This is a genomic window from Enterococcus salsurae, assembly GCF_054784955.1.
The window spans coordinates 13,926-26,030 of sequence record NZ_BAAHWY010000003.1; the positions used below are offsets into that span (position 1 = coordinate 13,926).

At 42.9% G+C, this 12,105-nt stretch carries 13 protein-coding genes; 12 read left to right on the plus strand and 1 reads right to left on the minus strand.

Going from position 1 to position 12,105, the window contains the following annotated elements; translation table 11 throughout:
* Positions 1 to 82 precede the first annotated feature (82 nt).
* The 6 genes from tsaB (at position 83) to argS (ending at position 6,045) form a co-directional block, all read left to right on the plus strand.
* Positions 83 to 808 (plus strand): tRNA (adenosine(37)-N6)-threonylcarbamoyltransferase complex dimerization subunit type 1 TsaB, encoded by a 726-nt coding sequence (tsaB, locus tag ACYVRS_RS08285; protein WP_461198294.1) that lies wholly within the window; start codon positions 83 to 85, stop codon positions 806 to 808.
* Positions 792 to 1,334 (plus strand): ribosomal protein S18-alanine N-acetyltransferase, encoded by a 543-nt coding sequence (gene rimI / locus ACYVRS_RS08290; protein ID WP_054116492.1) that lies wholly within the window; start codon positions 792 to 794, stop codon positions 1,332 to 1,334. The genes tsaB and rimI (ACYVRS_RS08290) overlap by 17 nt, the downstream gene beginning before the upstream one ends.
* Positions 1,327 to 1,782: a ribosomal protein S18-alanine N-acetyltransferase gene (gene rimI / locus ACYVRS_RS08295; RefSeq protein WP_312541222.1), complete on the plus strand. Its 456-nt coding sequence runs from the start codon at positions 1,327 to 1,329 to the stop codon at positions 1,780 to 1,782. The genes rimI (ACYVRS_RS08290) and rimI (ACYVRS_RS08295) overlap by 8 nt, the downstream gene beginning before the upstream one ends.
* A gap of 5 nt (positions 1,783 to 1,787) precedes the next feature.
* Positions 1,788 to 2,807, plus strand: coding sequence for a tRNA (adenosine(37)-N6)-threonylcarbamoyltransferase complex transferase subunit TsaD (gene tsaD, locus ACYVRS_RS08300; RefSeq protein WP_313538684.1), 1,020 nt, complete (start codon positions 1,788 to 1,790; stop codon positions 2,805 to 2,807).
* Positions 2,808 to 2,983: 176 nt separating this feature from the next.
* The gene (gene argF / locus ACYVRS_RS08305; RefSeq protein ID WP_461203140.1) at positions 2,984 to 3,997 is read left to right on the plus strand and encodes an ornithine carbamoyltransferase; all 1,014 of its coding nucleotides are present in this window, start codon (positions 2,984 to 2,986) and stop codon (positions 3,995 to 3,997) included.
* Positions 3,998 to 4,353: 356 nt separating this feature from the next.
* On the plus strand, positions 4,354 to 6,045 hold the full coding sequence (argS, locus tag ACYVRS_RS08310; RefSeq protein WP_313538680.1) for an arginine--tRNA ligase: 1,692 nt from the start codon (positions 4,354 to 4,356) through the stop codon (positions 6,043 to 6,045).
* 169 nt (positions 6,046 to 6,214) lie between these two features.
* Here the strand turns inward: argS and ACYVRS_RS08315 are convergent, their stop codons facing one another.
* Positions 6,215 to 6,685: an arginine repressor gene (locus ACYVRS_RS08315; protein WP_054116497.1), complete on the minus strand. Its 471-nt coding sequence runs from the start codon at positions 6,683 to 6,685 to the stop codon at positions 6,215 to 6,217.
* Between the two features lie 305 nt (positions 6,686 to 6,990).
* Between ACYVRS_RS08315 and rpsB the strand changes: the two genes are divergently transcribed.
* The 6 genes from rpsB to ACYVRS_RS08345 all read left to right on the plus strand — a co-directional run bounded on the left by rpsB (position 6,991) and on the right by ACYVRS_RS08345 (position 11,968).
* Positions 6,991 to 7,779: a 30S ribosomal protein S2 gene (gene rpsB, locus ACYVRS_RS08320; RefSeq protein ID WP_054116498.1), complete on the plus strand. Its 789-nt coding sequence runs from the start codon at positions 6,991 to 6,993 to the stop codon at positions 7,777 to 7,779.
* A 110-nt stretch (positions 7,780 to 7,889) separates the two neighbouring features.
* On the plus strand, positions 7,890 to 8,771 hold the full coding sequence (tsf, locus tag ACYVRS_RS08325) for a translation elongation factor Ts (RefSeq protein WP_054116499.1): 882 nt from the start codon (positions 7,890 to 7,892) through the stop codon (positions 8,769 to 8,771).
* A 144-nt stretch (positions 8,772 to 8,915) separates the two neighbouring features.
* On the plus strand, positions 8,916 to 9,638 hold the full coding sequence (pyrH, locus tag ACYVRS_RS08330; protein WP_054116500.1) for a UMP kinase: 723 nt from the start codon (positions 8,916 to 8,918) through the stop codon (positions 9,636 to 9,638).
* A gap of 2 nt (positions 9,639 to 9,640) precedes the next feature.
* Positions 9,641 to 10,198 (plus strand): ribosome recycling factor, encoded by a 558-nt coding sequence (frr, locus tag ACYVRS_RS08335; RefSeq protein WP_461203141.1) that lies wholly within the window; start codon positions 9,641 to 9,643, stop codon positions 10,196 to 10,198.
* A 169-nt stretch (positions 10,199 to 10,367) separates the two neighbouring features.
* Positions 10,368 to 11,165 (plus strand): undecaprenyl pyrophosphate synthase, encoded by a 798-nt coding sequence (uppS, locus tag ACYVRS_RS08340; protein WP_312499486.1) that lies wholly within the window; start codon positions 10,368 to 10,370, stop codon positions 11,163 to 11,165.
* The gene (locus tag ACYVRS_RS08345) at positions 11,162 to 11,968 is read left to right on the plus strand and encodes a phosphatidate cytidylyltransferase (protein WP_313538677.1); all 807 of its coding nucleotides are present in this window, start codon (positions 11,162 to 11,164) and stop codon (positions 11,966 to 11,968) included. The genes uppS and ACYVRS_RS08345 overlap by 4 nt, the downstream gene beginning before the upstream one ends.
* Positions 11,969 to 12,105 lie beyond the last annotated feature (137 nt).

Sequence of the window (12,105 nt, forward strand, 5' to 3'; positions counted from 1 at the left end):
AGCTTTTTTTGTCCTTGTTGGGCAATCAGTCATAATATGGTAGAATATGAGAGAGTTTTTTTGAATGGGGAGATTAGCAACGATGAAAACATTAGCAATCGACACGTCTAACCAAACCTTGGCAGTTGCCGTGGTGGATGGTCATCAAATTTTAGGACAAAGTCAGACAATGGCGATCAAAAATCATAGCACAGCTTTGATGCCTGCCATCCAGCAGATGATGCAGACAGTTGGTGTAAAACCAAATGAATTGGCACAAATCGTTGTTGCCAAAGGTCCAGGATCCTATACGGGTTTACGGATCGGGGTGACTACAGCCAAAACGTTGGCCCATACTTTGGCGATTCCGCTGATCGCTGTGTCTAGTTTGAAAGTAGTGGCTGCAAACTGCGTGGGTGTTCCTCAATGGATCGTTCCACTGTTTGATGCCAGAAGAAACAATGTCTATACTGGTGTATATCAATGGCAAGCGGCCGCATTGACTTCGATTGTTGATGATCAGCATATGTCATTGGATAGCCTATTGACACTTTTGAAGAAGGAAACCAATGGAGATGTATTGTTCGTAGGCGCTGATACAGCCAAGTTTGCTGCGGAGATCAAAGAAGAATTACCACATGCACGCATCAACCAAGTATCTGTTTGGGATTATCCCTCAGCAGCGGTCCTGGCCGCACTCGCAGATCAAGAAGTGCCAGTGGCATCAATCCATGGATTTGTCCCATCTTATTTGAAATTAGTCGAAGCAGAAGAAAATTGGTTGGCCGTGCATGAAGCAGGAGCAGATGCCTATGTTGAAAAAATTTAAAGCGATCAAAGGCAAGCTAACATTATTTCGCCACATTCAGTATCCTGAAAGAACAGTCGATCTTAGAGGCAATACTTACGTCTTGCGGGAATTAGTCGGCGATGATATCAAAGAATTGCTGCAAGTAGAACGGCTCGTTTATGCAGGAGAATTGCCTTGGACGAAAAGTGCCTTCTTATCGGAACTGTATTCTCGGGTAAAGCACCTATACATTGGGGTTTTATATCAGGAACGCATGATTGGTTTTGCTGGCGTGCGGATTCTCGGTGGTGATGCCCATATCACCAATATTGCGATCATTCCTGAATATCAGGGGAAAGGCCTTGGTTCTTTCCTTTTAGCTGAACTAGAACAGTATGCGCGAAAGCAGACATGTGACCGCTTGACATTAGAGGTTCGACTCAGCAATCGTGATGCACAACGGTTGTATCGACAACTGGGGTTTCAATCTCAGGCAATCAAGACGGCCTACTATACGGAAGGCAATGAAGATGCATTGGATATGGTGAAATTTATTGATGGATAAGCAAGCATACGATCAGTCCCCCTCTGCAAAACAATTGTGGGACTTAGCAGAAAGCAGTTATTTGACGGGTTCACCATGGGAGGAAGCTCAATTTGCACAAGATCTTCAAAACCCGCGAAGTCAATACTTGAGCAAAGCATCCAGCGCCTCAGATAAACTGATTGCTTTTTTGAGTTTTCAGCAAGTCTTGGATGAAGCCGAACTATTCAATCTTGCTGTCGATCCGGCTTATCAAGGACAAGGCCTGGCCAAAGAATTGCTGCAGCGCTTCTTTGCAATCGTTGAAGCAGCGGGGGGCACGCGGATTTTTTTGGAAGTACGGGCGTCAAATCTACAAGCCCAAGCGTTATATCTGCGCACTGGGTTTGCAGTCATTGGACGCAGAAAAAAATATTATCAACATCCTGAAGAGGATGCACTCATTATGGAAAAGAAAGTAGGCGAATAAATCAAATGAACGAATTGATTTTAGCCATTGAAAGCAGCTGCGACGAAACCAGTGTCGCTGTTATCAAAAATGGCGACACGATTTTAAGCAATATCGTCGCTTCGCAAATCAAAAGTCATCAACGTTTTGGCGGTGTTGTTCCTGAGGTTGCCAGCCGCCACCACGTAGAACAAATCACGATCTGTATCGAAGATGCGCTGACCGAAGCGCAAGTTGCACCCAATGAGTTGTCCGCAGTGGCTGTGACTTATGGCCCAGGCTTAGTCGGGGCCTTATTGATTGGTCTATCAGCAGCCAAAGCATTTGCATGGGCACATGATTTGCCATTGCTGCCCGTCAACCACATGGCGGGTCATATCTATGCTGCCCGTTTTGTTCAACCATTGGTCTTTCCCTTACTGGCATTACTGGTCAGCGGCGGTCATACGGAGTTGGTGTATATGGTTGAGGACGGTTCATTTGAGATCATTGGAGAGACCCGTGACGATGCGGCGGGAGAAGCTTATGACAAAGTCGGACGCGTCTTAGGATTACCGTATCCCAGTGGCAAAGAAATCGACCGTTTGGCGCATATTGGACAAGATACCTACCACTTTCCGCGGGCGATGATCTATGAAGACAATTACGATTTTAGTTTCAGCGGATTGAAAAGTGCCTTTATCAATCACGTCCACAATGCTGAGCAACGTGGTGAAACTTTGGTGCCAGAAGATCTAGCTGCGAGTTTTCAAGCAAGTGTCGTCGAGGTATTGGTCACAAAAACGATCAGAGCCTGCCAAAGTTTTCCTGTACAGCAATTGATCGTTGCTGGCGGCGTCGCAGCAAATCAAGGCTTACGTGAGGCATTGGCTGAAGCAATGCTTGAATATCCGGAAATCGATTTATTGATTCCGCCTTTGCGCCTTTGTGGGGACAATGCGGCGATGATCGGCGCCTATGCCCATATCGCCTTGCAAAAACAGCGTATTGGCACGCTGGCGCTTAATGCAGATCCTAGTGTAAGTTTTATGCACAGACAAAATTAAAAGTACAGCACCGATAAAAAACAAAGAACCTTTGTTTTATCGGTGTTTTTTTGTGGTTTAATAAGTTTCATATTCTTGTTATTAATGAATTTTTATTTGTTTTTAAACTTTATATTGTATTTTATTTCATTTTTTGCTATTCTTATGAATAAATAGCAGTGAAGGGTGGTTTACTTATGAAATCGATTTTCCAAGGACGCAGCTTTTTAGCCGAAAAAGATTTCAGCCAAGCTGAATTACAGTATTTGATTGACTTTGCGCAACATTTAAAAGAAATGAAGCAACAATATTTGCCGCATCAATATCTAGCGGGAAAAAATATAGCTTTATTGTTTGAAAAAACTTCAACGAGAACACGCGCGGCGTTTACAGTCGCAACGACTGATCTGGGGGCACATCCTGAATTTCTAGGCGCCAACGATATCCAATTAGGAACAAAAGAGTCGGTAGAAGATACCGCGAAAGTATTGGGGCGAATGTTTGATGGTCTGGAGTATCGCGGGTCAAGTCAAGAGGTAGTGGCACAATTGGCAGAATCAGCGGGTGTCCCTGTTTGGAATGGACTGACAGATGCGTGGCATCCCACCCAAATGATTGCTGACTTTTTAACGGTTCAAGAAAATTTTGGGACACTGGCTGGTTTGACGATTGCGTATTGCGGCGATGGTCGTAACAACGTAGCCAATTCTTTATTGATCACTAGTGCTATTTTAGGGGTCAATATCCACATCGTAACGCCCAAATCCTTGTTTCCTGATGATCAACTAGTGGCACTGGCCAAGACCTATGGACAAGAATCTGGCGCAGCGATTCTGATCACCGATCACGTATCAGAAGGGGTCTTAGGCGCAGATGTCATTTATACAGATGTTTGGGTATCGATGGGAGAAGAAGCACAGTTTGAAGCCCGGATCAAGCAATTGCTGCCTTATCAAGTCAACCAGCAGTTGATCAATCAAACCCAAAATGAACAAGTGATTTTTATGCATTGTTTGCCAGCCTTCCATGATACACAAACAAGTTACGGTAAAGAAGCAGCTGGAAAGTATGGTATCAAGGAAATGGAAGTCACGGATGAGGTATTCCGCAGCACATATGCCCGTCAGTTTGATCAAGCCGAAAATCGTCTGCATGCCATCAAGGCAATCATGGCAGCAACCGCCGGCAACCTGTTCATTCCGAAAGTCTAAAGATTAGTTTTTGGTTAAAGCGGTAACTGCACCTAGCCAAAAGCAGATATCTTTGTTATACTTTCTGGGAAGTCAATAGCCAAGATTTGATGATGCAAGAGAAGTAACCCTCAACAGTCATACAAGCGAGTTCGGGATGATGGAAGCCGAGCAGACGTGAGCGTGAAACGCACTTGTGAGAATTTGCCTAGCAAACGGAATTCTGCCGTTATCAGAAATAAAGTGGGTCCAATAGGACAATCAGAGTGGTACCGCGGGAAATCTCGTCTCTAGTGCATCGTTATGCGCTAGAGGCTTTTTTATGTGTTTCTCTTGCTGCAATCGAACAGCGCCAAATAACAGGAGGTCAAAAAAATATGAATAACAAAGAAATCGTCGCCCAAGCTATCTACCAAGTCGTCAAAGAAGATTTGACCATTGAACAAGTCCAGCAGTTATTAGAAAATCCTAAGTCAGTCGATCACGGAGATGTCGCTTTTCCTGCCTTCGCATTAGCGAAGGCTTACCGCAAAGCGCCCCAGCAAATAGCTGCCGAATTGGCGGAAAAAATGGCGGATACTTCGTTTGAAAAAATTGAAGTGGTGGGACCATATTTGAACTTTTTCATGGACAAATCTGCCATTTCAGCGCATGTCTTAGCGACAGTGATCAAAGATAAAAATCATTATGGCGATCAAACGATCGGCAATCAACAAGCCGTACCAATTGACATGTCTTCGCCGAATATTGCAAAACCTATTTCAATGGGGCATTTACGGTCAACCGTTATCGGCAATTCGATTGGTTTCATTTTGGAAAAAATCGGTTATCAACCAATCCGGATCAATCACTTAGGGGACTGGGGCACTCAATTTGGTAAATTGATCGTGGCTTACAAAAAATGGGGTTCAGAAGCCGCAGTCAAAGCAGAACCGATCAATGAATTGCTGCGTTTGTATGTAGATTTCCATGAAAAAGCCGAAACCGATAAGCAACTAGAAGATGAAGCCCGTGCATGGTTCAAAAAACTTGAAGACGGCGATCCAGAAGCCATTCAATTGTGGCAATGGTTCCGGGATGAATCAATGAAAGAATTCAATAAAATTTATGACATGCTGGAAGTGTCATTTGATTCATTGAATGGGGAGGCTTTTTATAACGACAAGATGACAGAAATTGTTGAATTGTTGGAAGAAAAGCATTTGCTGAAAGAAGACCAAGGCGCAGAAATCGTCGATTTGTCTGCTTACGATCTGAATCCAGCTTTGATCCGCAAATCTGATGGTGCAACACTCTATATCACTCGCGATATGGCCGCCGCGCTTTACCGCAAACGCAACTACGATTTTGCCAAATCATTGTATGTTGTCGGCAACGAGCAAAGCTATCATTTCAAACAATTGAAAGCTGTATTGAAAGAAATGGATTTTGAATGGTCCGATCAAATGACCCACGTGCCATTTGGCTTGATCACGAAAGACGGCAAAAAACTATCAACCAGAAAAGGCAAAATTGTCTTGCTGGAAGAAGTCTTGAACGAAGCGATCGCTTCAGCCAATGCCCAAATCACAGAGAAGAACCCCAACTTGGTCAACAAAGAAGAAGTGGCCAAGCAAGTCGGTGTCGGTGCGGTAGTCTTCCATGATTTGAAGAATGATCGCTTGAACAACTTTGACTTCACATTAGAAGAAGTGGTGCGTTTTGAAGGTGAAACAGGTCCTTACGTGCAGTATTCTCATGCCCGTGCCATGAGTATCCTTGAAAAAGGCGGATTTGATGCAGATACCGCAGCCATCACTGGTTTGGCAGATGCGGATAGCTGGGAAGTCATCAAATTGATCCAACGCTACCCAGAAACGATTCTCCAAGCTGCGGAAAAATATGAGCCATCTGTGATCGCCAAGCATGCCATCAAATTGGCACAAGCCTTTAATAAATACTATGCCAATGTCAAGATATTGGCAGAAGATAGCCAAAAAGACGCACGTTTGGCACTGGTCTATGCAGTGACAGTCCTACTGAAGGAAGATTTACGTCTGTTGGGTCTACATGCGCCGGATAAGATGTAAAATAGAAGAGATTTGATTAAATAAAAGTTTCATTAAGTGTGCGTATGAAGCGACGTCTTCTTGCGCACCTCTTTTTGATAGTCAGCTGCAAAACACAAGAAAAAAATGTTTGGCTAACAGTTTTGTTGGCCAAACATTTTTTTCTGTGATATCTTATGCTACTCATTTCTTACAACACTGCATGGGTCTCAATAAAACTGAAAAACGCCTCTGCATCTTCTTCTGTTCTCGAGATCACAGCAACGGTATCAAAACCAGCCAATGAGCAGACTTTTTCTGGCATTGATACATCATCGATCGCGGCTGCCAGCAAAGGGGCATTGTCAGGGATCGTATGGATCAAAGTCATAAATTGGACACGATCGATCTTGGTCACGACTTCTTCGATCATTTGCACCAAACGTTGTTCTTCCGCTTTTTCATTATCGGATACATGTTGACCTTGGAAAAGGACAAATTTGGTTTGACCAGTTTCGTCAGGTATTTTAACGATCTTCATGTCACGAATGTCGCGGGAAATGGTGGCCTGAGTTGCCGTGACACCTTGCTTTTCTAACAATTGAAGCAATTCTTCTTGGGTACGCACTGTCTGTTCAGTGACGATTTGTCTAATCATTAAGTGGCGATCAGCTTTACGCATAGGTCAAACTCCTTTATGGATGATTGATTGAATCAGCCCTATCATAGCAGAAAATCAAGTAAATGCCTAGAAATTCTCCCAAAAAGATCAGCGGAAGAAAGGAAAAGAGCGGAAATCACTGGGAATTTTTGGTGAATCAGTTGCATTTATCAAATAGCTACTGTATACTGTTTAAGGCGTGAGTTTTTAAACGCTATTATCCCACATCTTGTTCCATCTGCGAAGTGGTGCTGACTTAGTCAGTTCTTCAAAGAGCAAAAGAACAAGAGAGGAAAACAAAAAAAACCAATTGGAGGAAACACAACATGGCAGTAATCTCAATGAAACAATTACTAGAAGCCGGCGTACACTTTGGTCACCAAACACGTCGCTGGAACCCAAAAATGAAGAAATATATCTTCACAGAAAGAAACGGCATCTACATCATCGACTTGCAAAAAACTGTAAAATTAGTTGATGTAGCTTATGACTACATGAAAAATGTTGCTGAAGAAGGCGGCGTTGCTTTGTTCGTAGGAACAAAAAAACAAGCGCAAGAAGCAATCAAAGAAGAAGCAATCCGTTCAGGTCAATACTATGTAAACCACCGTTGGTTAGGTGGAACATTGACAAACTGGGAAACGATCCAAAAACGTGTTTCTCGTTTGAAACAAATCAACAAAATGGAAGAAGACGGTACTTTCGATTTACTTCCTAAAAAAGAAGTCGTAGGTTTGAACAAAGAACGTGAACGTCTTGAAAAATTCTTGGGCGGTATCGCTGATATGCCTAGAATTCCAGATGTAATGTACGTTGTTGACCCACGTAAAGAACGCATTGCAATCCAAGAAGCACGCAAATTAAATATCCCAATCGTAGCGATGGTTGATACAAACTGTGATCCAGATGAAATCGATGTAGTTATCCCATCAAACGATGACGCGATCCGCGCCGTTAAATTGATCACTGCTAAAATGGCAGATGCTTTCATCGAAGGCAATCAAGGGGAAGACCAAGTAGCTGAAGAAGATTTCGCTGCTGAGTCAACTGAAAATGCAACGTCAATCGAAGAAATCGTTGATGTTGTCGAAGGCGACAATGCATCAGCTGAATAATAAATGATGGAGCTGTTTCAAAGGCTAGGCGCCAAGCCTCACTCTCCTTTGAAACAGCTTTTTTTAAAGACAAGATCACTTGTTCAATAACATTTAGGAGGAAACAAATAATGGCAGAAGTAACAGCTAAATTAGTAAAAGAATTACGCGATATGACTGGTGTAGGTATGATGGACGCAAAACGTGCATTGGTTGAAGTAGAAGGCGATATCGAAAAAGCAGTTGACTTGTTACGTGAAAAAGGGATGGCTAAAGCAGCGAAGAAAAATGACCGTATCGCAGCAGAAGGATTGGCTTCAGTAGCAATCAACGGCAACACAGCTGCTATCGTTGAAGTAAACTCTGAAACAGACTTTGTTTCTAAAAATGAAATGTTCCAAGATCTAGTTAAAGAAATCGCAGAAGTGATCGCTGCCAATAAACCAGCTGATATGGACGCTGCTTTGCAATTAGACACATCTAAAGGCAAATTGGAAGCAGCTTTGATTGAAGCAACACAAGTCATTGGTGAAAAAATCAACTTCCGTCGTTTCGAAGTTGTGGAAAAAGACGACAACGCAGCATTTGGCGGCTACTTGCACATGGGCGGACGTATCGCTGTTTTAACAGTTATTGAAGGTACAACCGACGAAACAGTAGCCAAAGACGTAGCGATGCACGTAGCAGCAATCAACCCACGCTATGTAAACGAATCACAAATCTCTCAAGAAGAATTAGATCATGAGAAACAAGTATTAACTGAACAAGCGTTGAACGAAGGCAAACCTGCCAACATCGTTGAAAAAATGGTTGAAGGCCGTTTGAAAAAATTCAAAGCTGAGATTGCATTGGTTGACCAACCATTTGTTAAAGATCCAGATATGACTGTTGAAAAATTTGTTGCTTCTAAAGGTGCAACTGTCAAATCATTTGTTCGTTTCGAAGTTGGCGAAGGTATCGAAAAACGTGAAGATAACTTTGTTGAAGAAGTCATGAGCCAAGTGAAAAAATAATTCTGTTCCTTGAACAGATGGGAACGCATGGAAGTGCGCTCCCTTTTTTTAAGCAAAAACAGTTTTGCAATAGCGTGAAGATAATTTCAACGAAAGAACACCGATATGCTACAATAGTATTGGAGAATGTGTGGAGGAATCAGAATGGTCAAACCTAAATATCAACGTGTGGTATTAAAATTAAGCGGCGAAGCACTTGCAGGAGATGAAGGGTTCGGAATCAAACCACCGACGATCCAAGAAATCGTCAAAGAAATCAAAGATGTCCATGAATTAGGTGTTGAGATGGCCATCGTTGTTGGTGGCGGCAATATTTGGCGCGGACAAATTGGTGCGCAAATGGGGATGGAACGGGCACAAGCAGATTATATGGGGATGTTGGCAACAGTTATGAACGCATTGGCACTCCAAGATACTTTAGAAAATGCTGGTGTACCAACCCGTGTCCAAACATCGATCGAAATGCGTCAAATCGCAGAACCTTATATCCGTCGCAGAGCGGAGCGTCATTTAGAAAAAGGTCGGATCGTGATTTTTGCTGGTGGAACGGGCAATCCGTATTTTTCTACGGATACGACAGCAGCCTTGCGGGCAGCTGAAATCAATGCTGATGTGATTTTAATGGCAAAAAACAATGTTGATGGCGTCTACTCAGCAGATCCGAAAGTTGATCAAAATGCGGTGAAATTTGAGGAATTGACACATTTAGATGTGATTTCAAAAGGGTTGCAAGTGATGGATTCAACCGCAAGTTCTTTGAGCATGGACAATGATATTCCATTGGTTGTCTTTAATTTGAACGAAACAGGCAATATTCGTCGCGCGATTTTGGGCGAAAATATTGGTACAACAGTAAGGGGGAAATAAACATGGCAGATAAGATTTTAGCAGAAGCAACGGATAAAATGAAAAAAGCAGCAGAAAACTTGCAGCGTGAATTGGGACAAATTCGTGCAGGTCGTGCCAACTCAAGCATTCTTGACCGCGTAATGGTCACTTATTATGGTGTACCCACACCATTGAACCAAATGGCTTCGATCACTATTCCAGAAGCACGCATTTTGATGATCACCCCATTTGACAAAACGATGATCCAAGAAATCGAAAAAGCGATCATGCAAAGTGATATTGGGATCACACCAGCCAATGATGGGAACGTGATTCGATTGGTGATTCCGCAACTCACAGAAGAACGCCGGAAAGAATTGGCCAAAGAAGTGAAAAAAGAAGCTGAAAATGCCAAAGTCGCTGTTCGGAACATTCGACGTGACGCGATCGAAACCTATAAGAAACAAGAAAAAGCTGGCGATATTACTGTAGATGATCTGCGTGATTCTGAAAAAGAAGTACAAACGCTGACTGATAACAGTATCAAAGAAATCGATGGTATTGCTGCTGAAAAAGAAAAAGAATTATTAGAAGTGTAATATGTCTGATGAAAGCTGCTTCGGCAGCTTTTTTTGCGATAAAAATATAGTTTGTTTTTTTATTTTTCCTTAATATGAGATTCTTTTTCCAGTTTTCATAGGCAAGAAATGTGATTATTGATATAATGAAAAAGATAAATTTCAAGAAACTGGAAGAGGAGCGAATAGGATGTTGCGTTTTTTTCCACAAAAAGACAAATATATTAAGGAAGCAGCAGATCACATATATGATCCCACGCTGCCCGTACCTAAGCATATCGCGATCATTATGGATGGAAATGGCCGCTGGGCACAAAATCGACGCTTACCCCGTGTTGCAGGGCACAAGGAAGGCATGGAAACAGTCAAAAAAATCACGACCCATGCTTCAAGATTAGGCGTCAAGGTGCTGACGTTGTATGCTTTTTCGACTGAAAATTGGAAACGGCCGAATGACGAAGTTGAATTCTTGATGCAATTGCCTGTTGATTTTTTTGATACGTTTGTGCCAGATTTGATCAAGGAAAATGTGCAAGTACATGTGATGGGCTTTACTGAGTCACTGCCAGCGCATACCCAAGAAGCCGTGCGCCGTGCCATCGAACAAACCAAAGACAATACCGGTATGGTGTTGAATTTTGCTTTGAATTATGGCAGCCGAGCTGAAATGCTGCAAGCTGTACAGTCCTTGTATACCGAATTGGCGTCAGGAAACGATGTGCCTGAGATTACCGAAGACATGATCGATCAACATTTGATGACAGGCTTCTTGCCTACCGAGCTGCGGGATCCTGAATTGGTGATCCGTACCAGTGGCGAAGAACGGATCAGTAACTTTTTGTTGTGGCAGATCGCTTATAGCGAACTGTTCTTCACCAAAGCGTTATGGCCAGATTTTGACGCTGCATTGTTAGAAGATGCAGTGGGAAGCTTCCAACAACGCAATCGTCGTTTTGGCGGCTTGAAACCAGAGGAGGAAGAAGAGTGAAACAACGAGTAATCACGGCAGTTGTCGCCTTAGCCTTTTTTTTGCCAATCATATACTTTGGCGGCATCGCGATCGAATTGCTGGCAGCATTGTTGGCTGGGATTGGTGTATTTGAATTATTTCGCATGAAAGGCTTAGCTGTTTTGAGTTTTGAAGGCATTTTGTCGATCATAGGGGCGGTCATATTGGTTTTGCCGCAAGAACGCTGGTTTGGGTTTTTGCCGGAGGGAACGGATAAAAGCGCACTATTTTATTTCGTCGTTCTATTATTGCTAGGCATAGCAGTCATTTCTAAAAATACGTATACCTTTGACGAAGCGGGTTTTCCTGTGCTAGCAAGCTTATATACCGGTGTAGGATTTGAACGGTTCTTAACAGCGCGATCCGCGACGGATGGGTTAGTCGTCTTAGTTTTTGGTTTGTTTATTGTTTGGGCAACGGATATTGGTGCATATATGGCGGGCCGCCGTTTTGGTCAGCGCAAACTTTGGCCGGATATTTCTCCAAATAAAACGATTGAAGGAGCGTTGGGCGGGATTGCCTCGGCGGTTGTTGTGGCAGCAATATATTTGCTGGCATTTCCAGGAAAAGAATATTTCGGTCATGGCAGTCTGCTGATGATCTTGCTTACCGTCATCTTTTCGCTCGCAGGTCAATTCGGTGATTTGGTCGAATCAGCCATCAAACGCCATTATGGCGTAAAAGACTCAGGCAATATATTGCCGGGACATGGCGGCATTTTGGATCGATTTGACAGCATGCTGTTTGTTTTTCCTATCATGTATCTTTTCGGCGTATTTTAAACAAGTGAACCAAAGAAGTCCAGTTGATCTGCGGCTTCTTTTTTACATTATTGTTACAAGGAGAATGTCAGTTTCTCTAATTCTAGCGGTATGATAGAATAAGGAAAGGTTGCCTGATAAATAGGGAATCTGCGAAA